This is a genomic window from Psychrobacter sp. D2 (assembly GCF_013608135.1).
Classification (GTDB): Bacteria; Pseudomonadota; Gammaproteobacteria; order Pseudomonadales; family Moraxellaceae; genus Psychrobacter; species Psychrobacter cryohalolentis.
In genome coordinates, this window is sequence record NZ_JACDXZ010000012.1 from 49,305 (window position 1) to 73,896 (window position 24,592).

Annotated in this window: 25 protein-coding genes and 2 tRNA genes; 21 read left to right on the plus strand and 6 right to left on the minus strand. The window is 42.0% G+C overall.

The features are described 5' to 3' along the window. Positions 1-34: 34 nt before the first annotated feature. From H0262_RS12680 to H0262_RS12690, 3 genes are all read left to right on the plus strand, one after another. Positions 35-1,138 (plus strand): multidrug resistance efflux transporter family protein, encoded by a 1,104-nt coding sequence (locus tag H0262_RS12680; RefSeq protein ID WP_181210993.1) that lies wholly within the window; start codon positions 35-37, stop codon positions 1,136-1,138. A 15-nt stretch (positions 1,139-1,153) separates the two neighbouring features. Then, a complete protein-coding gene (locus H0262_RS12685) occupies positions 1,154-1,789 on the plus strand; it encodes a trimeric intracellular cation channel family protein (protein WP_181210994.1) in 636 nt (211 codons plus the stop codon). A gap of 74 nt (positions 1,790-1,863) precedes the next feature. Continuing rightward, positions 1,864-2,526 (plus strand): trimeric intracellular cation channel family protein, encoded by a 663-nt coding sequence (locus H0262_RS12690; protein WP_011513071.1) that lies wholly within the window; start codon positions 1,864-1,866, stop codon positions 2,524-2,526. Between the two features lie 62 nt (positions 2,527-2,588). Here H0262_RS12690 and recJ read toward each other — a convergent pair whose 3' ends face one another. Then, positions 2,589-4,415: a single-stranded-DNA-specific exonuclease RecJ gene (gene recJ, locus H0262_RS12695; protein ID WP_181210995.1), complete on the minus strand. Its 1,827-nt coding sequence runs from the start codon at positions 4,413-4,415 to the stop codon at positions 2,589-2,591. A 366-nt stretch (positions 4,416-4,781) separates the two neighbouring features. On the opposite strand from recJ, the gene H0262_RS12700 reads away from it, so the two are divergent. The 11 genes from H0262_RS12700 to modB all read left to right on the plus strand — a co-directional run bounded on the left by H0262_RS12700 (position 4,782) and on the right by modB (position 14,297). Continuing rightward, positions 4,782-5,297, plus strand: coding sequence for a hypothetical protein (locus H0262_RS12700; RefSeq protein ID WP_149410024.1), 516 nt, complete (start codon positions 4,782-4,784; stop codon positions 5,295-5,297). 427 nt (positions 5,298-5,724) lie between these two features. After that, positions 5,725-6,924: a globin domain-containing protein gene (locus H0262_RS12705; RefSeq protein ID WP_181210996.1), complete on the plus strand. Its 1,200-nt coding sequence runs from the start codon at positions 5,725-5,727 to the stop codon at positions 6,922-6,924. 269 nt (positions 6,925-7,193) lie between these two features. Next, positions 7,194-8,483 (plus strand): gephyrin-like molybdotransferase Glp, encoded by a 1,290-nt coding sequence (gene glp / locus H0262_RS12710; RefSeq protein WP_181210997.1) that lies wholly within the window; start codon positions 7,194-7,196, stop codon positions 8,481-8,483. A 228-nt stretch (positions 8,484-8,711) separates the two neighbouring features. After that, positions 8,712-9,815 (plus strand): GTP 3',8-cyclase MoaA, encoded by a 1,104-nt coding sequence (gene moaA / locus H0262_RS12715; RefSeq protein WP_181210998.1) that lies wholly within the window; start codon positions 8,712-8,714, stop codon positions 9,813-9,815. Between the two features lie 52 nt (positions 9,816-9,867). Continuing rightward, the gene (gene moaB / locus H0262_RS12720) at positions 9,868-10,398 is read left to right on the plus strand and encodes a molybdenum cofactor biosynthesis protein B (protein ID WP_020443017.1); all 531 of its coding nucleotides are present in this window, start codon (positions 9,868-9,870) and stop codon (positions 10,396-10,398) included. A gap of 2 nt (positions 10,399-10,400) precedes the next feature. Then, positions 10,401-11,165 carry a molybdenum cofactor guanylyltransferase gene (locus tag H0262_RS12725; protein WP_181210999.1) on the plus strand — a complete coding sequence of 255 codons (765 nt, stop codon included), beginning with the start codon at positions 10,401-10,403 and terminating at the stop codon, positions 11,163-11,165. A 43-nt stretch (positions 11,166-11,208) separates the two neighbouring features. After that, complete coding sequence (gene moaC, locus H0262_RS12730) at positions 11,209-11,715, plus strand: cyclic pyranopterin monophosphate synthase MoaC (RefSeq protein WP_181211000.1); 507 nt, start codon at positions 11,209-11,211, stop codon at positions 11,713-11,715. Positions 11,716-11,775: 60 nt separating this feature from the next. Then, on the plus strand, positions 11,776-12,060 hold the full coding sequence (locus H0262_RS12735) for a MoaD/ThiS family protein (RefSeq protein ID WP_181211001.1): 285 nt from the start codon (positions 11,776-11,778) through the stop codon (positions 12,058-12,060). Between the two features lie 61 nt (positions 12,061-12,121). Beyond that, positions 12,122-12,613, plus strand: a complete 492-nt coding sequence (locus H0262_RS12740) for a molybdenum cofactor biosynthesis protein MoaE (RefSeq protein WP_181211002.1) — start codon at positions 12,122-12,124, stop codon at positions 12,611-12,613. Beyond that, positions 12,606-13,433, plus strand: a complete 828-nt coding sequence (gene modA / locus H0262_RS12745; RefSeq protein ID WP_181211003.1) for a molybdate ABC transporter substrate-binding protein — start codon at positions 12,606-12,608, stop codon at positions 13,431-13,433. The genes H0262_RS12740 and modA overlap by 8 nt, the downstream gene beginning before the upstream one ends. Before the next feature lie 162 nt (positions 13,434-13,595). Beyond that, complete coding sequence (gene modB / locus H0262_RS12750) at positions 13,596-14,297, plus strand: molybdate ABC transporter permease subunit (RefSeq protein ID WP_181211004.1); 702 nt, start codon at positions 13,596-13,598, stop codon at positions 14,295-14,297. A 164-nt stretch (positions 14,298-14,461) separates the two neighbouring features. Here modB and H0262_RS12755 read toward each other — a convergent pair whose 3' ends face one another. From H0262_RS12755 to H0262_RS12765, 3 genes are all read right to left on the minus strand, one after another. Further along, complete coding sequence (locus H0262_RS12755; protein ID WP_181211005.1) at positions 14,462-15,232, minus strand: DUF5020 family protein; 771 nt, start codon at positions 15,230-15,232, stop codon at positions 14,462-14,464. 571 nt (positions 15,233-15,803) lie between these two features. Next, positions 15,804-17,291, minus strand: coding sequence for an ATP-binding protein (locus H0262_RS12760; RefSeq protein WP_181211006.1), 1,488 nt, complete (start codon positions 17,289-17,291; stop codon positions 15,804-15,806). A 1-nt stretch (position 17,292) separates the two neighbouring features. Next, complete coding sequence (locus tag H0262_RS12765) at positions 17,293-18,009, minus strand: heavy metal response regulator transcription factor (protein ID WP_149492755.1); 717 nt, start codon at positions 18,007-18,009, stop codon at positions 17,293-17,295. Between the two features lie 325 nt (positions 18,010-18,334). Here H0262_RS12765 and H0262_RS12770 point away from each other — a divergent pair, with 325 nt between their 5' ends. From H0262_RS12770 to H0262_RS12800, 7 genes are all read left to right on the plus strand, one after another. Beyond that, the gene (locus tag H0262_RS12770) at positions 18,335-18,619 is read left to right on the plus strand and encodes a hypothetical protein (RefSeq protein WP_149410012.1); all 285 of its coding nucleotides are present in this window, start codon (positions 18,335-18,337) and stop codon (positions 18,617-18,619) included. Positions 18,620-18,777: 158 nt separating this feature from the next. Next, positions 18,778-19,050: a hypothetical protein gene (locus tag H0262_RS12775; RefSeq protein ID WP_020443008.1), complete on the plus strand. Its 273-nt coding sequence runs from the start codon at positions 18,778-18,780 to the stop codon at positions 19,048-19,050. A 78-nt stretch (positions 19,051-19,128) separates the two neighbouring features. Next, positions 19,129-19,749, plus strand: a complete 621-nt coding sequence (locus tag H0262_RS12780; RefSeq protein ID WP_181211007.1) for a cytochrome c — start codon at positions 19,129-19,131, stop codon at positions 19,747-19,749. A gap of 165 nt (positions 19,750-19,914) precedes the next feature. After that, positions 19,915-20,553 (plus strand): DUF411 domain-containing protein, encoded by a 639-nt coding sequence (locus H0262_RS12785; RefSeq protein ID WP_181211008.1) that lies wholly within the window; start codon positions 19,915-19,917, stop codon positions 20,551-20,553. A gap of 152 nt (positions 20,554-20,705) precedes the next feature. Next, entirely contained in the window at positions 20,706-22,412 is a 1,707-nt protein-coding gene (locus H0262_RS12790; protein ID WP_181211009.1) for a copper resistance system multicopper oxidase, read from the plus strand. A gap of 31 nt (positions 22,413-22,443) precedes the next feature. Then, positions 22,444-23,523, plus strand: coding sequence for a copper resistance protein B (locus H0262_RS12795; protein ID WP_181211010.1), 1,080 nt, complete (start codon positions 22,444-22,446; stop codon positions 23,521-23,523). Positions 23,524-23,550: 27 nt separating this feature from the next. Beyond that, positions 23,551-24,036 carry a DUF305 domain-containing protein gene (locus H0262_RS12800; RefSeq protein WP_181211011.1) on the plus strand — a complete coding sequence of 162 codons (486 nt, stop codon included), beginning with the start codon at positions 23,551-23,553 and terminating at the stop codon, positions 24,034-24,036. Positions 24,037-24,257: 221 nt separating this feature from the next. Here H0262_RS12800 and H0262_RS12805 read toward each other — a convergent pair. Both H0262_RS12805 and H0262_RS12810 read right to left on the minus strand, forming a co-directional pair. Beyond that, positions 24,258-24,334 (minus strand) — tRNA-Asp (locus tag H0262_RS12805). Between the two features lie 65 nt (positions 24,335-24,399). Next, positions 24,400-24,475: transfer RNA gene (locus tag H0262_RS12810), tRNA-Val, on the minus strand. Positions 24,476-24,592 lie beyond the last annotated feature (117 nt).

Here is a 24,592-nt window from a genome sequence, read left to right on the forward strand (position 1 = left end):
AATAAATAGCAAGCCAAGGAAGAAAGGGATAGCTATGGTCAAACTCATTTTATTGGGCTTATTAGCGGGCGCGTTTTTTAGCTCCACTTTTATATTAAATGAGATGATGAGCAGTGCTGGTGGGCACTGGTTTTGGTCAGCAAGCCTACGCTATTTATTTATGTGGCTCATCATTACTGTCCTGATTGCGATGCAGCATGGTTTTGGACGTATTAGAGAATTAAGTGCTATCTTCTTTCAGCATTGGCGATTTTGGTGTATTACCGGCAGTATCGGCTTTGGTGTGTTCTATACTGGCATTTGTTATGCTGGTGACCACGTTGCAGGCTGGGTGGTTGCAGCAACCTTTATGTTTACGGTGGTGACAAGTTTATTGGTATTGGTGGCATTTGGGCAAAGATTTGATAAGAAATTTATCATTTATGCGCTACTCGTCTTTATCGGTGTAGTGATGGTCAATGTCAGTGAAGGCTTACATGCATCCACTCTCGCTGATACCGTACCTATGGCTGATATGCTGCTATATGGCGCGCTGCCTGCACTTATTGCAGCATTCAGTTATCCGATTGGCAATCAGCTGGTTTGGCAAGTGTCTCATAATTCGCGCAAACACAGTGCTGAGCAGAAACAGGCTCGTGATAATCTTCAGCCAAATGACACTGATGATAGCATTGACACTCATACCCAACGCATCATTACCGAAGCCCCTATCCTACCTATCGATAGACAAGCTGCGTCACGCTTACAAAATCTCATTGCGCGCATTCCTGCGATTGAGACAACATTATTACAAAATGCCTTTAATAAAGTCTGGTTAATGACCCTCGGTAGTTTGCCATTTTGGTTATTATTAGGCTTAATCATACGTCCTGAGCAACCGGCGACCACACAAGTGTTTAATACGTTACTGGTAGCAGTACTCGCAGGTGTGGCGGCGACGAGTATATTTTTATATGCCCGTGAGCAAGCAGTAACATCGAGCGAGGTGGCAGGCGTAGATTCTACCCAAGCCAGTGAAGTGATATTTGCTTTAATTGGCGGCATGTTATTACTGAATAATGCCCTTCCTTCTACACTGGGCTTGGTGGGTATTGCGCTTATCATTCTGGGACTGATATTATTTGCCAAAGATGGTTAAGGCTCAAATATAGCGATGATAAATAACTTTATTTTCCCCGATATCCTGCTGTATATGTTGGATATGGTTGGGATCATCGCCTGTGCTATCGCTGGCACATTGCTCGCGCAGCACAAAGGTTTTGATATTGCAGGCTGCATATTAGTTGCACTGGTCAATGCTATCGGCGGTGGTACACTACGGGATATGGCACTTGATCGCCATCCTTTATTTTGGATGACAGATCTCAATTACGTCATTGTGATTACTGCCACCTCTCTTATCTTGCAAATGTTTTTTCATCTGTATCATAAAATTGATAACGCGCTTAAGTTCTTTGATGCTATTGGTCTGGCAGCCTTTAGTGTGATTGGCTTTAAAGTGGGATTGACGCAAGATATAGCGCCAATGATTGCTATTATGATGGGAGTTTGGACAGCCATTATTGGTGGTTTATTGCGTGATATCATTTGTAATGAGATTCCGCTCGTACTACAGCGTGAGATTTATATCACTGCCAGTATTGCAGGCTCATTGACGTATTTGGTGCTCGACTACTGGGGGCTAGACGCGACAATAAACGAATTTATAATGCTATTTATCATCTTTGCTGTGCGTATGCTGGCATTGAAATTCGATTGGCACTTGCCTTCGATTCGTTTGATCGATTAACAGATTAGCCAGTTTTTACGATGAGCGAATAAACTAGCAGCACTGTGATCTCAGTGCTTTAATGAGAATAACTCATGCCCATTATTGCCTTAGATTCGGATTTGATTACTACTTTTAACCCGCGCTCACTGATTTATTTGTTCGATATGATTGGTATTGTCGCTTGTAGTATTTCAGGGACGATATTAGCTAAGCATAAAAATTTCGACGTGTTCGGCTGCTTGCTGGTATCGATTGTGACGGCTATCGGAGGGGGTACGGTGCGCGATGTGATTTTGGATCGTCACCCACTGTTTTGGATGGTAGATATGAGCTATTTGACAGTTATTACCATCTCTTCACTGGTGATGCAGATATTCTTTCACCCCAATTCTAGACGTGTTGACACATTTCTTAAACTCTCTGACACTATTGGTCTTTCAGCCTTCACCTTAATCGGTATCAAGGTGGCTGATAGTATGGGCGCAAATATGCCGGTGGCACTATTACTCGGGGTTATTACGATTATTGTCGGCGGTATCATCCGCGATATGATCTGCAATGAAATTCCGCTGGTGCTACAGCAAGAGATTTATATCACCGCCGCTTTAACAGGTGGTATCCTTTACTTTGCGCTACACCATATTGGTGTGACCGCTTGGATTGCTGATATCTCAGCAATGGCAACGATTTTTACCTTACGCATGCTTGCTATTCGCTATGATTGGCAGTTTCCGACCATTGAATGGAAATATTAAAGCATTGGAAATATGGACGCTTAGAGACTATTAGCGCAGTTACTATCTGTACTGTTAAGTCTCTAATTTGCTTCGACCGTCTCTTTTACCAGCGCCAAATCTTTTATCATTAACTGCAAGCTTTGTTTGCCATTCCATTCATTGATGTCCAGCTCAAACAATATATGTACTTTTTCGGCACGGTAATCCCAAGCACTGCTATCAAAATTAAATTGAATCGCCTCAATCGGATACTGTACATCAGGATAACGTAGCGACAGTTTAAGATGCTTATCCTTTAACACTTTAAAGTTCAACACTTCAAACACCCCATCAAATATCGGTGGCGCAAACCCATGTCCCCAAATACTAGACTCTGCCAGATGCTCAGCAAACCATAAGCTAAAATCACTTGCTTGCAAAGCACCATCGGTGAATTTTTGCTCAGCGAACACCTCATCCTCCATCTGTGCCAGCACCGCGTTAAATGCTGTCACAAAGGCATCAAAGTTACCTCGTTTCAACGTCAGTCCAGCTGCCATGGCATGACCGCCAAAATGGCTGATTAAATCAGGATGGCTCTCGGCAACTTGTTCAATGGCATCACGAATATGCACGCCAGCAATAGAACGCGCTGAGCCTTTGATGACATCTTCAGCACCTGTACGTTCAGTATCCGCCGGCGCAAAGACAATGCTCGGCAGATAATGGCTTTCTTTCAAACGTCCTGCGACGATACCGATAACACCTTGATGCCAGTCATCTTGATATAACACAATACTGCGGGTATTAGTGCTCTTCTTCTCAAGCCTATGCTGAACGATAATATCATCGCTTTCTTCAACATCAGCTTCAATACCTGTATCAGCAGCAGCTAATGCTTGGACGATATTATCCGCTTGCGTACGCATCTCACTTTCTACTTGGCGACGCGTACGATTAAGCTGCTCAAGCTCTTGTGCCAATCGCTGCGCTGTTGCCCAATCATCTGCTAGCAAGCACTCAATACCGATGCGCATATTATCCATACGCCCAGCCGCATTAATACGTGGACCCAAGACAAAACCAAAATCTTGCGCCTGTAGTTTTTTGGGATCTCGACCCGCTTGCTCGAGTAGCGCTAGTATGCCAAGAGAGCCACGTCCTTGACGAATAGCCGCTAAGCCATGATGGACCAAAATACGATTGTTTTTATCAAGTACGCCCACATCAGCAATCGTACCAAGCGCCACTAAATCCAAATACTGACTGACTTGTACGGTAGATTTGCCAGCATCGCGGCGCAGCTTTGCCAGTCGTCCGAGTACGTAAAAAGCTACCCCAACACCTACCAAAGCTTTACTAGAAAAAGTGCAATCAAGCTGATTGGGATTGACTACCGCTTCAGCAGGCGGTGTCTCTTTGGTAGTGAGATGATGGTCTGTAATAATGACAGTAATGCCATCAGCCTGCGCGCGCGCCACGCCTTCATGGCTTGAGATACCATTATCTACCGTGACAATCATTTGCGGTTGATAAGTTTTAATACCCAATTCGACAATCTCTGGCGTCAACCCATAACCGTATTTAAAACGGTCAGGGACTAGAAAATCAACCTTGGCACCCATGGCAGTCAGGGCGCGCATCATTAACGCCGTACTGGTTGCGCCATCACAGTCAAAGTCACCAACGATCAGAATACGCTGACCGTCATCAATAGCGATATCTAATAGATCTACCGCTTCAATGATACCTTTTAGCTTCTCAGCAGGCAGCAAACCAGCCAGCTGAGTCTCAAGCTCATCTGGCTGCATAATACCGCGAGCGGCATATAGGCGAGCAAGCGTCAGTGATTGGGCGGCAAGTGGTTGCAACGCGGCGGGCAACTCGTCAATGCGAGTGCTGGTATAACGGGGAGTTAAATTTAGCATGAACGTATTCTACTGGCTTTAGTAAGTGCTCACAATATTAATTTAGAGGTAATTTTTGGCATGTCGGTGCAAGGTTAGAGATTGCTTATACATCCATCATCACGTAACTTATAGAATAATTTTAGCGCACCTAGACAATGTATTTATTTCTAAACTTATATTTTTAGCGTATGGCTTCATTTACAAAAACGGTGCAGATTACCCCTATTTTTCAGCATTTTGCTACAAAGCAGCGATTGTATGGCGTTTATAAATACATAAAATGGTAGGCATCTTATAAACACTGCAGTTGCTTGTTATTTATTCTATGTTTTATTTTTTATTTTTTTCTTTTAATTGCTATTTTACCTATTTTAAGGATATTTCATGAAAACGACCCCTTTAGCTGAAAAACTACCGAATACGATTGATCCAAACTTAAATCTTGAACAAGTCAAAAAAGAATGTATCGCCATGGTCAAAAAGCGCGCCAGAATCTCTGCTGGTGTTGCTATCGTTCCGGTACCATTTTTTGATGTGGCAATTGACGCTAGCATGCTGACAATGCTTTTACCTGAAATCAGTGAGCGCTTTGGTTTACTCGAGGATCGCCAAGCAGCGGTAGATTTAGAGTCACGCGCTATTCACTGGAGTGCGCTAAAAGATCGTACCGTTGACTTTGCAGGCTTAATGGCAACTCGTGGTATCGTTAAAAAGACCGTGCAAGGCTTCGGTGGTCGTATCGCTGCTAAGCAAGTAACCAAATTTATCCCACTTGGTGGTCAACTGGTCGCAGGTACTATGGGCTATATGATCTTTAAGAAGATTGCTACTGACCATATCAATGAATGCTATAACTTAGCTAAAGACATTCAGCAAAAGCAACACGGCAAAAATGTCTAAAGTACTATTTTAAATAAAAAAGTTACCTATCGCTTAATAAAAAAAGCCCTGTACCTAACAGGGCTTTTTTGTGCCACCTATTTAATGAACCGTAGCGTTTTAAAGCTAATGATTTATGTATGTGGACTTTGCATAAATGAACCCCTTTGCCTGCAAAGTAAAATTAGATTGTGATACAGAAATGTTGCCAAAAGGAATCAGTACAATAGTATTGCATCATTGATATTAGAACAGAGATAATATATTATAAGATTCATTTTAAATGAATCTTATAATTTCGGTTAACGATTTGACTTTTAAGTGTTGAGTCACTGCGTTTTATTGGCTCATCCAAACGGTTCGAAATTTTGATTATCGTTATTAATTTCGTTCATTAATCTTAAATCACTAAATATTATCAATGTGAATAATCACTAAAGGATCCACAATGGCGTCACTACAAACATTAGCAATCGTCAAAGCAACGGTACCGGTACTCGAAGAGCATGGGATCGCGATTACTACTGTATTTTATAAAAATATGTTTCATGAGCATCCTGAACTACTTGATATTTTTAATGAAACCAATCAAAAGCTTGGTCGTCAACAGACTGCGTTGGCAATGACGGTTTTGGCAGCGGCTAAACATCTAGAAAACTTAGCCACGTTATTGCCTCAAGTAACGCAAATCAGCCATAAGCATCGCGCCTTACAAATCCTACCAGAGCACTACCCTATCGTTGGCAAGCATCTGCTTGCTGCCATCAAGGAAGTATTGGGTGATGCAGCAACTGACGATATCCTTACGGCTTGGGCAGAAGCTTATGATGAGATTGCCTCGATATTTATCCAAATCGAGCACGGTATGTATGAGCAGGCAATATGGCAAGGCTTTGCACCGTTTATAGTAACGGCAAAAGTAGAAGCAGCAACTGATATCGCCGCCTTTACCGTCGTCTCGGTAAATGACCATTCAGTAAACAATCAGACTATCGATTTAAGCAAAATTAAACTGTCTGCCGGTCAATACATTACCGTAAAAACAGACCCAGCAGATAGCGATCATATTGCTCTGCGTCACTACTCTTTATACTCAGCCAATAGCGATCAAGGTATCCAGTTTGCAGTTAGACGTGACAATCGCAATGAGCATCATGGTCTAGTGTCTAATTATTTACATGATCATCTAGCCATCGGTGACACCGTTTTATTGTCGGCACCGGCTGGTGATTTTGAGCTGAATCAGGAGTTGATGCAGCAAAATGATATTCCCTTGGTACTGATCAGTGCTGGCGTTGGCGTGACACCTATTTTATCCATGTTAGAATCTCAAGTTACCGCTAATCCAAAACGTCCTATCGTTTGGGTTTATGCTTGCCAAAACCGAGAGCATCATGCTTTTGATAGTGAAGTTAATAAACTATTGGCTACTGCGACAAACGTAGAAAAGCACATTTTTTACTTTGAGTCTGGGCAGATTCTGAATGAAGCTTGGCTTAGCAATTTGCCTAAACTTGCTGATATTTATGTTTGTGGTTCCATGCCTTTTATGGAAAGCATTATTGATAGCCTGATCATCCTTGACCATGTCCTTAATAACATTCATTACGAACCCTTTGGTCCTAAAATGAGTATAGAGCTGGCTTAAGGTTATAAGCAATTGTTAATGACAAAATAGCATTACTGGGATGGGGTTTTTTGAAGCTTCTGCATCGTTTTCTTCGAGCAATCGATAAAAAAACTATCTCGGTAAAGTGATATGAAAATCTGCTCTATCTTCATCCATTCTTTAACGTACAACCTCAATCATATCTTACGACTCCGCTTATAAAATCCCTGTCAGCCATGTCATTCTTATGGTATAAAGTATGTCTGATGCTATATATAGCTCAACATTAATAAGATGAGTACAAGGTTATGATTACGGTTGAAGGGCTTGTAGCTGAGATACAGCAGCGCGTAGAGAATTATAATAATAACGACTATCCGCTTGATAAAAGAGCCGTCGCTAACTACGATTTATTAGACAGCTGTCATCACATACTGGCTGAAGATATCGTCTCGCCTTTTTCGGTACCAAGAGAGAACCTATCCGCGATGGATGGTTATGCGATTGCTAAAGGGACTAAGCTTGCAACAAATACTACCATCACCATCATCGGCGAATCGCAAGCTGGTAGCCCTTATAATGGTGATATCCAGTCAGGTCAAGGAGTACGCATTTTTACTGGTGCGGTCGTACCTGATGAATGTGATACCGTCATCATGCAAGAAAACACCAATTTTGCCGCGATAAAAAGCAGCATTGATAAATCACAGCCATACCCTATCATCCTTAGTCAAACTGCCCAGTCTGATGACCATATTCGCAAACAAGGCGAAGAAATTGCAGCGGGAGAAGCCGTTTTACTCAAAGGTAAGCGGCTGAATCCTGCTGATATCAGTTTATTGGCGAATTTGGGTTTTGATAAAGTCAACGTCTATCAGCCATTAATTGTTGGTGTACTCGCGACAGGCGATGAGCTAGTGGCGATTGGCAATGAGCTTAAAAGTTTGGCGCAAATCTATAATTCTAATACCCCCACTCTTAAAAGCCTGCTCTCTGATTTACCAATAGCTATTCGTGATTATGGGATTATCCCTGATGATTTAGACAAAACGACGGCTGCTGTCACTCAAGCCATGCAAGAGTGTGACGTACTAATCTCTACCGCTGGTGTATCCGTTGGTGATTATGATTTTTTGACCACCGTCATTGAGCAATTGGGCAAGATTAATCACTACAAAGTCGCGATGAAACCTGGTAAGCCGTTTGTTTTTGGTGAGCTGACACAAAACCTTGCCAAGCCTGTCTTATATTTTGGTTTGCCTGGTAATCCACTATCGACGGTCGTTGGTACGCTACAGTTTGTGATTCCTGCTTTGTGGCAAATGGCAGGCGCGTCTCGTTCAGAGCGACCCATGCAATTAACAGTCATGGCAACACTTAAAAACGATGTTAAAAAATCAGCTGGTCGTAAGGACTTCCAAAGAGGCGTTTTAACCCAAGATGAAGCAGGCAGTTTTTACGTTGAAAGCTTTACCAAACAACAATCACACCGTATCAAGCAGCTGAGCCATGCCAACTGCTTTATTGTATTGGCACAAGATTCTGGCAATGTAGCCGCTGGCGAAAGCGTACAAGTGCAACCTTTCCCTTGGATATAGTGAATGTCGCTTAAAAATGATACAGTGAATAAACCTCTATGCTATAGACCGTGTGAAACTTAACATTTATTATCTAACTGCTACTCTGGTGTTAGTCACTAATTGAATGACGGTTGATTGTTATTTGTAGTTACTCGGTCATATTTATACCTGAATAGCCTATTTCACTCACAACCTGAGGCAACGCTTAAAAGTACACACTATATTTTATATTAATGGTAATCATCTATGAACCATCTTGCCCCCACCGTAGGAAATGCTCAACTGTATTCGCCTACTGCTGCATCTAATTTTTTTGATGATCATTTACCATCAAAATTGGCAGTTTTGTCTATTGATTCTGCAGCTAACTTAGCTCAACCATTAACAGATGGCTTTGCACGACGTTTGACCTATTTGCGTTTATCGATTACTGATTTCTGTAATTTTCGCTGTGAGTATTGCTTGCCCAATGGCTATCAAGGCAAACCTCCACAAGATGAGCTTAGTGTCGCTGAAATTGCTACGTTAATCCGCGGATTTGCTCAAGTTGGCACCAAAAAAGTCAGGATTACGGGCGGTGAGCCTTCTATACGCCGTGATGTGGTAGACATTATTAAAACAATCAAAAACACTGAAGGCATTGAAACCGTTGCCATGACCAGTAATGGTTATAAGCTTAGTAAGCACTTAGCTAGTTGGCAGGCAGCCGGACTAAATCAGCTTAATATCAGTATGGACAGCTTTGATGCCGCTACTTTCCATAAGATGACTGGCTTTGATATGTTGCCACAACTCTTGGCTGATATGGATACCTTGTTGGCAACCACCGATATTAAACTTAAGATAAACAGCATTCTGATGGCAGAAACTGCCTTTGAAAACTTAATGGATGCCATTGATTATGTCAAAGATAGAGCAGTCACTTATCGCTTTATTGAATTTATGCAGACCAGTGACAACAGCGATTTGTTTTTTGCTCAGCATGCCCAAACCGACATCATTACCAATTATCTGATGGAAGACGGCTGGCAAACCCATGAACGCGGCAGCAACGACGGTCCAGCAATTGAATACAGTCATCCTGATTATAAAGGGCGTATCGGCCTGATTGCACCATATGCAGCCCATTTTTGTGACAGCTGTAATCGCCTGCGGGTTAGCAGTCAAGGCAAGGTGCATCTGTGCCTATTTGATCAAGGCAATTACGACATTCGTGAGCATTTGCAGCAAGATGATGTTGCAGGACTGGTAAGTACTTTACATAGTTTTATGCCCATTAAACCTGAGCACCATCATCTTCATGACTCGAACAGTGGCATTATGAATAACTTGTCGATGATTGGTGGTTAATTTATTTATCAGCAATATTTTTCATAATAAGCATATTTATCAAGGAACATTCATGAGCAAGCTGCAAGCACCTTTTACCCCACTTAATCTCGCGATATTAACCGTTTCTGATAGTCGTACGATGGCAGAAGACAGCTCAGGACAATATCTGGTCGATCAGTTAACCGCAGCAGGGCATCAGCTTGCTGATCGTCAACTGATTACCGACGATATCTATAAGATTAGAGCCGTTGTCAGCGGCTGGATTGCGGACCCAAATGTTCATGCAGTGATTACCACTGGCGGTACGGGGTTTTATATTAGAGACAGCATTCCAGAGGCAGTCAGCGTCTTGTTTGACAAGTCAGTAGATGGTTTTGGCGAGATGTTCCGCTTAATCTCAAAAGACGATATCGGCATGTCTACCATCCAATCTCGCGCTGTAGCTGGTATGGCAAATGGTACAGGCATTTTTTGTTTACCTGGCTCGTCGGGTGCTTGCCGTACTGCTTGGGAAGGCATCTTACAAGAGCAGCTGGATAGCCGTACGCGCCCATGCAATTTTGTCCCGCACTTTATGCGTACCAACCCCGGTCACGATTAATCATGACAGATGCTGTAAATACCTTAAAAAGTGTAAATAGCTCAAGCGATATAGATCACTTGAATCGCTTAGCAGGTATCGTCATCTTAGCAGGTGGTGCATCCAAACGTATGGGTTCGCCTAAAGCTGAGTTGATGCTACCAACCAATGAGCAATTGCTTGATTATCATGTCAGGCAAGCGCTTAAACTAAGCGCAGCCACTGCTTATAATGTGCCTATTATGATTGCAGATAACGGTCGTGGTTTTGGTATCAATCCAGATTTGATTTTGAATAACCCGCAAGTGCCCATCATTCATATCACTGATTACCTTTCGGTTGACGATTTTGCTAGTAATGACAATGAACAGATCGAAACTGGCGGCGCATTGGTCGCCATAGAGGCGGCATTACAATATTTGATTTCGTCAACGACATTAGCCACTATATCAAATGCGCCTAGCTCTTGGCTGATGGTTATCAGCTGTGATAGCTTGATTGCTGCAACCGATTTATGGAAAAAACTGCAACCTTATATAACACAAGCTGTAGATAAGTCGGTCATTTGTCTCACCGATGAGCATCATTTATATCCATTGTTAGGTATTTATCGCTTAAGTATTGAGCAGGATTTGAAGCATTATATTGACAATGGGCAGCGCCAAGTAATGAAATTTATTCAGCCAATTGTGCAGCCTGTAACGTTTTCAGAGGATTGGCAATCTCTTACCAATTTTAATACGCCTAAAGATTTTGAGCGCGCCTGTATTGCCTCACGTAATATATAATAAGATTTACTGAGAGAAACTAGCCATTTAAGAGAAATGATAAATGAATATCAGCAGTCAAAAAACCATTCAAACTGCCTTGTCGCATTTAGATAGCGACGGTGATATCACCATGGTCGATGTGAGTGGCAAAATAGCGACGACAAGAGAAGCACGTGCGCAGGGACAAGTGATCTTCCCTGCGATAATTTATGAGCAAATCAAAGCTGCTGATGGTATGACTAAAAAAGGCAGTATCACGCAGACCGCTCATATCGCAGGTATCATGGCTGCAAAGCGCACCCATGACTTGATTCCACTTTGTCACCCCTTGCCATTAGATAAGATTGGTTTAAATTTTGAATACGACGATAGTCAAAACAGCATTACTGTCACTGCTACTGTCAAAGTTACGCATAAAACCGGCGTAGAAATGGAAGCACTGACAGCCGTCAGCGTCGCTTGCCTAACTATCTATGATATGACCAAAGCCATCTCTCACGACATCATCATCAATAACATCCATCTGATGAATAAGACGGGCGGCAAATCTGACTATCAACATGTGTAAATACGCCATAGCGATATGATAGATATAAAGCTTGGCAATTAATAAATAATGGAGACTTCTATGAGCGATTTAGTAGAAAGCAGTGACGATATAAATACGACGATGAATATCACCGTTTTATACTTTGCCAGCTTAGCCGATGAAGCCAATTGTCATGAAGAAAAAGTAAACGTGCCACATTCTACGTCATTGACCGAGTTATACGAGCAACTGCGCCAAAAGCATCGTTTTAGCCGTCCACAGTCAGAGCTGCGTGTGGCAGTAAACGATTACTTTGCCAAGTGGACAGATGAGATTAATCATGGCGATAGCGTGGTTTTCATTACTCCAGTAGCAGGCGGTTAATAGTATTTAGACGCTTATTTGTATCACTAAAAATTTTAAGAATAATAAATAGAGACAATATATGGCAGACCAAGTACATGGGCAGTCGATGTGCATTACGCGTAGCATCGATGAGGCTTATCTCATCGCTGAACGTGATGGCTTTGCGCTACTAGATTCAGACATTGATGAAAATCGACTAAAGAAAACCCTTGATGATGATAGCTGCGGCGCTTTCGTATGCTTTGAAGGTCGTGTACGTAATCACAATAATGCCAGTAGCGTCAACCGCTTGACCTACTATGGCTACGAAGAACTTGCACTCAATCAAGGGCGTGCCATTATCGAAGAAGCCAAAAAGCGCTTTGAAATTACTCACGCTATCGCCATTCATCGTATCGGGGCTTTAGAGATTGGTGATGTGGCCGTTTGGGTTGGGGTGATTTCTGCCCATCGTTATCCTGCTTTTGATGCCTGCCGCTGGATATTAGATACGATAAAAGCGGACATTCCCGTTTGGAAGCAAGAATACTACCAAGATGACTCTTCAAAATGGCTAAGCAATAATGGGTAAGAATATAAAAATGGCAGCAGTCTGCTTAGCCTTGATGCTAACGGCTTGTACTAAAGAAAAAGGTACTGACTTGCCAGCTGAGATCAACAACACCGCTGAGCCAACTCAAATACTCCGTATCGCTGCAGCTGCCAATTTATCGGACGTATTGCCTGAAGTTATCGAGGGCTACAAAACTGATAAGGGTTTACCTAACCAAGAAATAGAAGTCACTTTTGCCTCATCAGGTAAGCTTTATTCTCAAATTATCTCAGGTGCACCATATGATATCTTTTTAGCAGCCAACCAAGACTTCCCCGCGCAGCTGCTAAATGAGGTTTTTAAAGATGATGCAAATCATACGCCTTTTACTTATACTCAAGGGCAACTGTCCATTTATAGTGCCACCAAAGCTGTCGGTGTATTCGATCAAAACACATTAACTGAGCTACTTAATAGCAATAATAAAAGCAAAATCACCATTGCCAATCCTGAACTTGCGCCTTATGGTGCATCTGCAAAATCCTATCTACAAACGCAAAATCTATATGAGGCGCTAAGAGCACAAAAACGTCTTATCCAAGCGGAAAATATCGGTCAAGCGTTCCAATATGCCCATACTGGTAGTGTCGACTATGGCTTTGTTGCGCACTCACAAGTCATAGCAATGAAAGCAACACCTGAGCATTTTTACCTCTTACCACCAACATCTTATCCTGCTATCTTACAAGACGGCATACTCATTACTAATGAAGCAAATGCAGCAGATTTCACGGATTATCTACGTTCTCCTACAGGACAAGCTTACTTCTCTAGAGCTGGTTATTTAGCAGTTCGGTAATCTATTTATAGCCGCTTATCATATGGCTTTAAATATCGTTATAAATGTGTTTTCTTATCATGATGTTTGAAAAAAAGGATGTGATAAGTGGCACTTTATAATTGATGCTCTATATAAGCTACAAGCGAGCTATTAGATAAAAGGTAAATAAACAGTAACGTTATGATGTCTCCTGCTCTTATCTCAGATATGCTGCTTCCTGTGTGGGTGAGCATCAAGCTTGCTGGTGTCACTACCTTGTGCTTGCTGGTGTTCGCAACCCCATTAGCCTATTGGCTGGCAAAGCCGAGTCGTGGTCAGATTATTGGGCGCATCAAAATCATGCTCATGGGCGTGATTGCCATGCCGCTGGTCTTGCCGCCTACAGTGATTGGTTTTTATTTATTATTACTGTTAAGCCCCAATTTTGGTATCGGTAAATGGCTGTTGCAATACAATATCAGCGCCTTTGTATTTACCTTTGAAGGACTGGTCATTGGCTCTATTATTTACTCGTTGCCTTTTTTTGTTCAGCCTGTCTACGCGCAATTTTTACGCATTCCAACCAGTGTCATGGAAGTTGCAAACTTACTGGAACCTAGCCGTTTCAGACGCTTTATACGGGTAGCATTACCGCAAGCTCGTATCGGTATCATCCTTGGCAGCTTAATCAGCTTTGCGCATACCATTGGCGAGTTTGGCGTGGTATTGATGATTGGTGGCAGTATTTCGGGGGAAACCAAAGTGGTCTCCATTGCTATCTATGAGCAAGTAGAAGCATTGAATTACGAGGCAGCACACATGATGTCTGCTATTCTTATCATAATGGGTATGGTCATGGTGGCGCTGATTGCAAGTGTCAGTCGACTCTATCAGCGCCCATAAGCGCATGAGTCAAATTTAAAATTTATGCGGTTTTTTAGCACCTTTATTTTCTTCTTAAGCCTATCTGACTTTCGATTTTTTTGCATACATAACAAAAAACCCTCATCCAACCGATAAAGTTAGCATGAGGGCTTTATTAATCATATTTAAAAATTCATAACTGTTTAAAAATGGAACTTCACTAAAGCGCTCGCAGCATTCTGCGTTTTGTCACTACCAAATTTATTCTTCCAGTAGCTATATTCCATACCAACTTCTAAGCGGTTATCAATACCCAACACTTCTTGTAAGTTATATTTTAATTGCGGATTGATATGGATATTATCTTTCACAGAATCATCTTCGCTGTTAAATGCATAGTCAACATAACCATCTATGACAAAGTTATTTTTCTCCCAGCCATAGGTTAAGGTAATCTGTTGATCATCAGCATTGTCCTTATCATTAAACGCATGATATAACGATGCCGATGCATATTTCATACCCGGAATAGGGACATTTAAATCCGCGCCAACACCTACCAGATAGTTATCTTGACTAAAACCGTTACTGTTTGAGCCAAACTCGTACTGCCCCGCTAAATTGACTTGTTTGATAAAGCTGTTATCAAACTTTGCCAGCTTAAGTTTGGGCGCAAGCTCACCATAGGTTTCCTTAAACTCTTTACCTGCCGCATTTTCTTTACCTTGATGGCGATCGACAAAGAAAAATACACCACCCCATGTATGGGTCGAGGCATGCTCTAAAGTAACGGTGGTTAAGGTTTCTTGAGGCACTAGCTCATAATCAGTACCGTAAAGCGCTGAGATACTGGTATCAGTGAAGAGCACTTTTGCTTGAGCGCCGCTCATAGCGCCTAAAGCAGCAATGGCAACAAGCGCATAGGTTAGCTTATTAGTGATTAATGATAGGCTTATAGATGAATGATCACGCACAGTAGTATTCCTTTATTTACAGTCGTTGGTGCCTAGCAACATTGCCATCATGGCTATAAACGGGGTTTAACTTCCTGTTAAAACGCACCCGTACTGCTAGAGGGAAAAAGGCTATTAGCTTTCAGTAAAAATAAAACGTCATCAAAACAAGCATCAATACTGCTGAAACTACAAAAATTTTCTTAATAACTTATTTCAGCAATCCTTATTTCGGCAGCAATTATTAACACTTTGAAACAGTTAAGCATGTTTTATGAGGGCTGACAACTGCATTTTAGCGCCAAGTATCAGTAAAAAACGTACTCTAAGTTATTGATATCATCTAAGTTTATGATTTTATTAAAATAACTGACTAAATGGTCAGGAATATTAATTTTGTAAAGGAGGAAGAAATATTGTTACTGTGGTCAATAATCTGATGCTGAAATGCTTGGAGAATTTTTAGACAGAAAAAAGCCTCAATTATGTAAATAATCGAGGCGAACTTTGCTTAAACAATAACATCTAAATACAGTCTTAATTATTTGGCTAAGTGGGACGAGAAGCTCAAATTTTCTTATTTGATACTTATTTATCTAGCCATCATCAACTCGACACTGACTTGAAAATAAGAGTCATCTTTTATAGTAATACTGACCTTGCCATTATGGGCATTGGCGATAGCTTGCACGATAGATAAGCCTAAGCCTGTTCCCGAATGCATCGTATTCGTTTTATTATGACGGTAAAAGCGCTCAAACAGTTTATCAGCCTCTACTTGAGTCAATGGTTGATCTAAGCGATTGGTGATCACTACCTTGAAAGATGCAGGATTTAATATAGATGACCTCATATCTTGCTTATCACTCGTGACAGTATGAGGAACAGTCGGGATCTCAATACTAGAGGCTTCAATAATGATCACACTGTCACTAGCAGCATAATAAATGGCATTTGACATGAGATTAGCGAACAGTCTTTGTAATAAGCTTTCATCTCCTAGCACAGCTTGGAAGTTGCCCGTCTTTTCAAAGGAGATATTCCGATCTTCTGCGATTAGCTCATAGTAATCAATCAGCTTAGTGAACATTGACTCGGTATCAACCCGATTGAGCTGTGAGTCAGACAGCCCTTTTTGTGTCTTTGCTAGCAGCAGCATATTATTAATCAGCATAGATAACTGCTCAAGGGTGTCATGCTGATGGTGCAGCTGCTCAACATATTCATGGCTCGCTCTAGGCTTACTTAACATCACTTGGGTTTGAGTGCCAAGCGTCGCCAGCGGAGTACGTAGTTCATGGGCAATATTGTCTGAAAAGCGTGATAACGATTCAAAATTACTTTCCAGCTTTTCCATCATTAAGTTATAAGACTCAGCCAATGGTCGTAGCTCTAAGGGCATATTACTGACCACCACCCTTTCATGTAACTGTTCAGGATTAATACCCTTCATCTTTTGGACGATAGTAGCAAGTGGCGCAAATCCCCAATAGACACTTAATGCGGCAATTGACACCAGTAATAGTGTGATCGCGATCAGTATCAAGCTCAGCTGGCGATTAAAATGTATGAGATACTGATGATGAACATCGATAGGCAGCGCAATAAGCGCCAAAGCCTCGTGGTTTGCAATGACCATCGCTCGATAATGTCTACTATTAATTTTGATCATAAACTGCTGATCGCGATAGTCCTGCCGTAGTTGTAACAAGCTAAAGTCGGTCGGTAAATCATGGATAAAATTACTGGGATCGCTGGATAATAATTTGCCGTTTTTATCTGATATTAGCGTTTTTAAATCATAATCTAGCCAAGAAGAATGCAGGTGATTGTCATCAATGAGTGATTGGGACTTTGAAGCTGTTAATGGCTCTACTTCCTCGCCCAAGGCAACCATACGTTTGCGCAAATTAAACGCGGCATGAGTAATGATCTCTGAATCCATTTGCTCAAAGTGCTCGTTAACAGAGCGCTGAACCCATATATAAATAATGACTTGAGAGATGACAACAAATATGGTCAGTAAAAAAACAGTGCGCCATAACAGCGGCCAACGTCGATTCTTAAATTTATATCTCATTTTATTTTGGATCATCTTTGTCATCGTCGCCCACGCCTACAGCCAACGGCTCTAACCTGTAGCCCATACCGCGTACTGTGTGAATCAGCTTGGTATCAAAACCATCGTCGATTTTGATTCGTAGACGTCTGATAGCTACGTCAATGACATTGGTATCGCTGTCAAAATTTATATCCCATACTTGCGAGGCAATCACAGTACGTGGCAGTACTTCACCTTGACGTTCTAGGAAAAACTGTAATAAAGCAAACTCTTTGGCAGTCAGTTTGATAAGGGTGTCGCCTCTATATACAGTGCGTTTGGCAATATCCATTTTCAGATCAGCGGTATGGATGACTGTGCTTTTATAGTCCGATTGGTTGGCACGTCGCAGCAAACTTTTTATTCTAACAATCAGCTCAGCAAAAGCAAAAGGCTTGGTCAGATAATCATCGCCACCAATTTCAATACCTTTGATTCGATCGCTTAAATCATCTTTAGCGGTTAAAAATAAAACAGGCGTATGCTTTCCAGCCGCACGGTAGCGCTGTATCAGCTCAAAGCCACTGACGTCAGGTAGCATTACATCCATCAGTACCACACTAAATTCTTCAGTCATTAGCGCATGATAGCCATCTAGACCAGTCATATAATGATCCACGATGAAGCCGGCCTCAGTTAAGCCTTTTTTAATATATTCTCCAAGTTTTTGCTCATCTTCTACTAACAGTACTTTCATCGTCGCCCACCTTCATATCATTATATTTGTCAACAGCGTATCACTAACGTTGTTAGATTATCATCTATATATTTATCAAAAGTCCTTGTTATAACAGCGCTCTATGGATAAAAGCGGATAATGACATTTGGTTCTAATGACAAGCAGATGACAGTATTGTTTTGTTTCTAACAAAAACGTCATGTCCGTGTCATCTAGCTGTCAGCCTCTATTTAGTATTCTAAATCAACGCCACATAGAAGCTTGTCTCTGATATAGACCGCTTCTATGAGTTAGGCAATTATCTTACTTAAATGATTTATTATTTGAATTCAAAGGGTTTTAAATGAAAAAATATAGTACATTAAAAAAAGCAGCTTTACTTTCAGTATCAATGTTAGTTGGTATGTCAGCGGCCAATGCTCACACCACGAACTTAGATGCTTCTATTCTTAGTAGTTGTGATGCGGTTACTAGTTTTGCAAAGAACGCAGATCATAACGATGCACAAATTTCTAGCGCGCAAATGAAAGGTTATGTCGATGCGAGAGTCGCGTGTCAGGTTCAGCATCAGGATCAACACTTGCAATCTGAAAAATATTTTGTGAAAAATTATAATAGCGAGAAGTAATACTAAAAGATTACTTGGGATATTGAAATCCCAATATGTGAAGATGACAATATTGTAATCTTAATGTCATGTGCCAGTCAGAATGAATAATGTATCATTGGGGCTGGTCTAACTGCTTTACCCTCAATAGCTCTTAATCCAATCAATAGGAATTAATTATGTCGCAATTTAAAGCACTGACTAAATCAATCGCCATTACTGCCATCGCTCTTGTTGTATCAACCTCAGCTCTAGCGCATGACCCTAAAATGCATGCTGAAAAAGATCAAATGAACTGTGAAAAGATGCAAAAGCACATGCAAATGATGGGAAAAATGGATCATAGCAAGATGGACATGAATGACCCTGCTATGAAAGCCATGATGGCCAATATGAGCAAAATGAAGCAAATGTACCAAAAACATTGTGTGACTACTGACAGTAAATCTTAAAAATTTTAGCTCTGTTAACTCACAGCTCCTCTCTAATAGCAGAGAGAAATTAACGGAAATAAGTTTTTAGGAAAATATATGAAGTTTTTATTGGGTGTGCTCTTTACTTTATTTGTGGCAATCGTTGGGATGTTTGCGGTTGTCAGCAGTGGCGTTGTCAACGTGGGTGCCGACCAAGAGCATAGCCCAATGATGTATAGCTTTTTAGAAACTGCGCGCAATCGTTCTATACAAACTGCCAGTAAAGATATTGTGGTACCAGACTTAGAGCAGGTTGACATGATCAGCTCTGGTGGCGCGGACTATAAAGATATGTGTGCAGGCTGTCACTTGTCTCCGGGAGTGGCACAAACTGACTTTAGCGAAAGCTTATATCCGAAGCCGCCCAACTTTACCAAGGCTGATATCGTCAAACGTTATCAAACTGAGGACGGTGCAAAGCAAAGCTTTTGGGCCATCAAACATGGCATTATGGCTTCGGGAATGCCTGCATGGGGCGCCTCCCATGATGACGATAGAATGTGGGCAATGGTCGCTTTTATCAGATCGTTACCTGAATTAGATGAAGCTCAGTACACGATGCTAACCACTCGGATAGATGGCGATATGATGGACATGTCATTTGATGGTGATATGAATATGTCGGATGATGGTATGGGTATGGAGATGTCGGAAGATGGTTCTGGAATGCAGCATTAACCCTATCTGTATATAGAAGCATCATCATTAAACGTTATCGTTATTAACAATGCAGTACTGAACGGTGCTGCATTTAATGTTTATAGTTAAATATATAAGAATTCAAATATAGGCTATAAATATTTAGAGTATCGAGCATAATAACAGACACTTAAAGGTGATTTGATGAGACATTACATACACGGGTTTTCTAATGGACATCACTGGTTATCCGGTCGTGTCCTTTTATTGATGGCGGTATCAGCACTACCCCTTACACTAGCCGCTTGTAGCCAATCTACTACCAGTGTCCCTGATTCTCAACCAGTAAAGGTTGAACAGTCTGCTACTCAGAATGCACAAGTACAAAACGAAAGTTCGGCTCCGGCAGATTCTCCTGCAATCGACCCATCATCATTACTCAAAAACGTCTCAGCGACCGTCTATAAAGATGCCAACTGTGGCTGCTGTAAAGAATGGGTAGGCTATGCGAAAGACAATGGATTAAGTGCAACCACGCAAGATGTGGCAGATGTCTCTTTATTCAAAGATCGCTATGGCGTACCACAGCAAATGCGCTCTTGCCATACCACCGTTACTACCGACGGTTTCGTCTTTGAAGGACATGTCCCTGCTAAACACATGGCTCAGTTCTTAGAAAATCCTCCTATACAAGCCATTGGTCTTGCCGTACCTAGTATGCCAGTTGGCAGCCCCGGTATGGAATATCAAGATAAATTCATGCCTTATAAAGTAATGCAGCTTAATAAAGACGGCACCACAGAAGTTTATGCCGCTATTGATTCTCCTCAGCAGCAACTATAATTTTGATGGTTGTTTTGGCTGAGATCTGGATAAATTGAATGTGAGTAGCATTAAAAGCGGCTTAATAAGATTCCTAATCGTAATTGACGTATTGTTAAATATTATAACCATAAGCTTAACCACCATCTCTCAAATTAAATTAGGTCATCATTATGAATAAACAGAACATATTGAACCGCCGACGTTTTTTAACCGGATCCTCCGCTGTCCTTGGCGCCTCCTTGATACCGACCATGGCCAGTAGTGCATTGGGACACTCAAGTCGCTTGGGCAGTCAGAGTGCTACTATCAATAGTGACCAAAACACTCATAAAGTGCCTATATTGACCGGTAAAGAGTTTGACTTATACGTCAGTAAACAGTCCGCTATTGTCAACGGTAAAAAGAGCATGGCAACGCTCATCAATAATTCACTGCCAGCACCGACGCTAAAGATGGTTGAGGGCGATACGGTGGTGATACGTGTTCATAATCAGATGGATGAATCAACCTCTATCCATTGGCATGGATTGCTGGTGCCTTTTGAGATGGATGGGGTACCGGGTATTAGCTTTGATGGCATTCCTGCAAACAGCACCTTTACTTATAAATTCAAACTCAAACAATCAGGCACCTATTGGTATCACTCACACAGTGGCTTCCAAGAACAAACCGGTATGTTGGGTGCCATTGTGATTGAACCTAAAGGGCGTGAGCGTCATCCTATCGAAGAAGACCACGTGATCGTGCTCAGTGATTGGACCAGCCGCAACCCGCATAATCTCTTGAAGCTGCTCAAACAGCGCGCCGACTTTGACAACTATCATCTGCCAGACTTCAAGAAGCTACTGTCTGATATCGCTGAAACGGATATGAAAACTGCGTTTGATAAACGCAAAATGTGGAATCAGATGCGCATGATGCCCACTGATTTTACTGACTTGTCGGGCGAAAACACCTTCACCTATCTTATGAATGGCAAAACCACCGCGGCTAATTGGGCACAAATCGTCAAGGCAGGACAGCGCGTTAAATTACGCTTTATCAATGCTTCAGCACAAACCATCTTTGATGTGCGCATACCCGGTCTCAAAATGACTGTGGTGGCAACCGATGGTATTGATGTCGCACCCGTTGCGATTGATGATTTTCGTATTGGCGTGGCTGAGACCTATGATGTCATTGTCACCCCGACCAAAGAGGCGCATACCATATTTGCCCAAAACATAGACCGTTCAGGCTATGTCGCCGCAACGCTTGCCACCAAAGAAGGCGCTCGTGCGCCAACGCCTGCTATGGACAAAATAGAATGGCTCACCATGGCAGATATGATGGGCGCTATGGGTGCTAATGGTTATAAAGCCAAGCATGCCAAAACTGAGTATGACTTCAAATCTGACATGCGTGTGGACAGTCCACGTATGAACCTTGATGATCCCGGTATTAACCTGCGTAACATTGATAGAAAGGTGCTGAACTATAGCCAGCTGCGCTCTGTCGATGAGGCAATATTTGCAGAGCAGCGCAAGCCTACCCGAGAGATCGAGCTACATTTGACCGGTAACATGGAGCGCTATATCTGGGCGTTTGATGGGGTTAAGTTCAGTGAAGCGACACCGGTTAATATTAAGCCGGGTGAGCGCGTGCGCATTACCTTAGTCAATGACACGATGATGAACCATCCGATGCATTTACACGGCATGTGGAGCGATTTGCGCATGCCTAACGGCGAGTTTCAGGTGCGCAAGCATACTATTATGGTGCAGCCGGCACAAAAAATCAGCTTTGATGTCACAGGGGAAGCTGGTCGATGGGCATGGCATTGTCATCTGCTCTATCACATGGAAGCCGGTATGTTTAGAGAAGTGGCGGTCATTTAAGCAAATCTTTGATTGATAGGTGAGAGATGAGATGAAAATACATAAAGTAGGTTTACGGTTCGCTGGGGCATCATCATTGGTACTGCTGGCATCATCATTTGCTAATGCTGCTGACCCGTCCACTGCTAAAAAAGACATGATGATGTCAGGCATGGATCATAGTAGTATGGACATGTCAGATATGGATCACAGCGGCATGGATATGTCAGATATGGACATGTCGGATATGGATCATAGCGGTATGGACATGTCTGGTATGGATATGTCGGATATGGATCATAGCGGTATGGATATGTCAGATATGGACCATAGCGGCATGGATATGTCAGGTATGGATCACAGTGGTATGGACATGTCAAGTATGGACCATAGCAAAATGAATATGTCAGGTATGCAAGGTGGTAAAGCTCCAGCTGATGCACGAAGTTCCGACTACTCAAACGGCGTTCCCTATGGACAGTATGGTAAGCCTATGATGATGGGTGATATGCCATTGTGGGGCGTTTCTGTAGATGATTTAGGTTATCAGTTTGATAGCGATCAGATTAATTATGAGGTTGGTGCTTGGTATGGCGTAGATGAGCGTCGCCTCTCTTTACGCAGCGAAGGTAGTATTCAGACCGAAGGTGATAAAGAAATTGATAGTCTGACCTCACTATCTTACTGGAAGCCGCTAAGTATCTTCTGGAATGGCGAGGCCGGTGTTGCTTATGATACCGAAAATGATAAACCTGCCATTATGGCGGGTATTGTCGGTACTATGCCTTACTTTATTGAAACCGATGCCAGAGCTTATCTGTATTCTGATGGACAAGTTCGATTGGACCTTGGCGCAGAATACGAGTGGCGTTTGAGCCAGCACTGGGTTGTGATACCGGAAGTAGGACTAACAGCCTTTAGTAAAGAAGACAGCGACAATCATATTACCAAAGGTTTCAACGAGATGGATGCTGAAGTGAGGCTCACTTATGAGACATTCAGTCGCCAACTTGCGCCTTATGTGGGTATGAGTTATGAGACAGCGCTTGGTAGTGCTCGAGATCAGCGTCGTCAACATAATGAATCAGTTGATAGCAGTAGTTTGACTGCGGGGGTTAAATTCTGGTTCTAATATTATTAATATAATAGGAGATATACTATGAATGCTTCAGATCAAAACAACATGAATCATCAACAGGGTATGAACCCTTATGTCAAGTTCACTCTGATGATAGTGACGTCTACGATTGTGATGTACATCATGATGTATTTCAATACCTATGAGTGGGATCACATCTACTTTAGCGAAACCCGAGCTTATATGGCGCTCTACATGGGTGCGGGTATGGCCGTCATTATGCTGGCCTTTATGGGTAATATGTACAAAAAAACCAAAGTTAATTTGATGGTTTATGGACTGAGTGTGTTGATGTTTGCCGTTGGGATATGGGGCGTGCGCTCTCAATCAACTGTCGATCAAGTCGATTGGATGCAAGCGATGATACCACATCACTCGATTGCTATTTTGACCAGCTCAAGAGCAGATATCGAAGATCCTAGAGTGCAACAGCTCGCTGACGATATTATTAAAGCGCAAAAGCGTGAAATCGCTGAGATGCAAGCGCTGATCGAAGAGCTGGAATAGACACTGATGTATGTAAATATTATAAAGCTATTAAATAAAAAAATACCTGCATGAATGCAGGTATTTTTTTATTAGAGAGTAAGCTGTTTCAAGAAAAGTGACAAAAAATAAAATGGCAAGCTCATAAAAATAAAGGGTTTAAAGAGAAATCCAAACACAAAAAAACCTCAAATATAAATACTTGAGGTTGAAACTTTTGTATTAAAACTAAGTTTTAAATATGGCGCAGCGGACGGGACTCGAACCCGCGACCCCCGGCGTGACAGGCCGGTATTCTAACCAACTGAACTACCGCTGCTTAGGTCGTACTTAGTTTATTTAACCACTTAGCCTACTACTTAAGAGTAACGCTATACTAAATAGTGGTGGGTGATGACGGATTCGAACCGCCGACATTCTGCGTGTAAGGCAGACGCTCTACCAACTGAGCTAATCACCCTTCGAACAATTGCTAAGCAATTTATTCAACATCAGCTGAGCTCTAAGTTTGTCACTAAGCTCTGCTGCTGTGGGTGTGTATTATATAGATTTACACATGGCTGTCAAACACTATTTT

Excerpts from the sequence above, each read along its gene's own strand:
- H0262_RS12680 (WP_181210993.1), top strand. The coding sequence starts at position 35 with ATGGTCAAACTCATTTTATTGGGCTTATTAGCGGGCGCGTTTTTTAGC.
- H0262_RS12685 (WP_181210994.1), top strand. The coding sequence starts at position 1,154 with ATGATAAATAACTTTATTTTCCCCGATATCCTGCTGTATATGTTGGAT.
- H0262_RS12690 (WP_011513071.1), top strand. The coding sequence starts at position 1,864 with ATGCCCATTATTGCCTTAGATTCGGATTTGATTACTACTTTTAACCCG.
- recJ (WP_181210995.1), bottom strand. The coding sequence starts at position 4,415 with ATGCTAAATTTAACTCCCCGTTATACCAGCACTCGCATTGACGAGTTG.
- H0262_RS12700 (WP_149410024.1), top strand. The coding sequence starts at position 4,782 with ATGAAAACGACCCCTTTAGCTGAAAAACTACCGAATACGATTGATCCA.
- H0262_RS12705 (WP_181210996.1), top strand. The coding sequence starts at position 5,725 with ATGGCGTCACTACAAACATTAGCAATCGTCAAAGCAACGGTACCGGTA.
- glp (WP_181210997.1), top strand. The coding sequence starts at position 7,194 with ATGATTACGGTTGAAGGGCTTGTAGCTGAGATACAGCAGCGCGTAGAG.
- moaA (WP_181210998.1), top strand. The coding sequence starts at position 8,712 with ATGAACCATCTTGCCCCCACCGTAGGAAATGCTCAACTGTATTCGCCT.
- moaB (WP_020443017.1), top strand. The coding sequence starts at position 9,868 with ATGAGCAAGCTGCAAGCACCTTTTACCCCACTTAATCTCGCGATATTA.
- H0262_RS12725 (WP_181210999.1), top strand. The coding sequence starts at position 10,401 with ATGACAGATGCTGTAAATACCTTAAAAAGTGTAAATAGCTCAAGCGAT.
- moaC (WP_181211000.1), top strand. The coding sequence starts at position 11,209 with ATGAATATCAGCAGTCAAAAAACCATTCAAACTGCCTTGTCGCATTTA.
- H0262_RS12735 (WP_181211001.1), top strand. The coding sequence starts at position 11,776 with ATGAGCGATTTAGTAGAAAGCAGTGACGATATAAATACGACGATGAAT.
- H0262_RS12740 (WP_181211002.1), top strand. The coding sequence starts at position 12,122 with ATGGCAGACCAAGTACATGGGCAGTCGATGTGCATTACGCGTAGCATC.
- modA (WP_181211003.1), top strand. The coding sequence starts at position 12,606 with ATGGGTAAGAATATAAAAATGGCAGCAGTCTGCTTAGCCTTGATGCTA.
- modB (WP_181211004.1), top strand. The coding sequence starts at position 13,596 with ATGATGTCTCCTGCTCTTATCTCAGATATGCTGCTTCCTGTGTGGGTG.
- H0262_RS12760 (WP_181211006.1), bottom strand. The coding sequence starts at position 17,291 with ATGAGATATAAATTTAAGAATCGACGTTGGCCGCTGTTATGGCGCACT.
- H0262_RS12765 (WP_149492755.1), bottom strand. The coding sequence starts at position 18,009 with ATGAAAGTACTGTTAGTAGAAGATGAGCAAAAACTTGGAGAATATATT.
- H0262_RS12770 (WP_149410012.1), top strand. The coding sequence starts at position 18,335 with ATGAAAAAATATAGTACATTAAAAAAAGCAGCTTTACTTTCAGTATCA.
- H0262_RS12775 (WP_020443008.1), top strand. The coding sequence starts at position 18,778 with ATGTCGCAATTTAAAGCACTGACTAAATCAATCGCCATTACTGCCATC.
- H0262_RS12780 (WP_181211007.1), top strand. The coding sequence starts at position 19,129 with ATGAAGTTTTTATTGGGTGTGCTCTTTACTTTATTTGTGGCAATCGTT.
- H0262_RS12785 (WP_181211008.1), top strand. The coding sequence starts at position 19,915 with ATGAGACATTACATACACGGGTTTTCTAATGGACATCACTGGTTATCC.
- H0262_RS12790 (WP_181211009.1), top strand. The coding sequence starts at position 20,706 with ATGAATAAACAGAACATATTGAACCGCCGACGTTTTTTAACCGGATCC.
- H0262_RS12795 (WP_181211010.1), top strand. The coding sequence starts at position 22,444 with ATGAAAATACATAAAGTAGGTTTACGGTTCGCTGGGGCATCATCATTG.
- H0262_RS12800 (WP_181211011.1), top strand. The coding sequence starts at position 23,551 with ATGAATGCTTCAGATCAAAACAACATGAATCATCAACAGGGTATGAAC.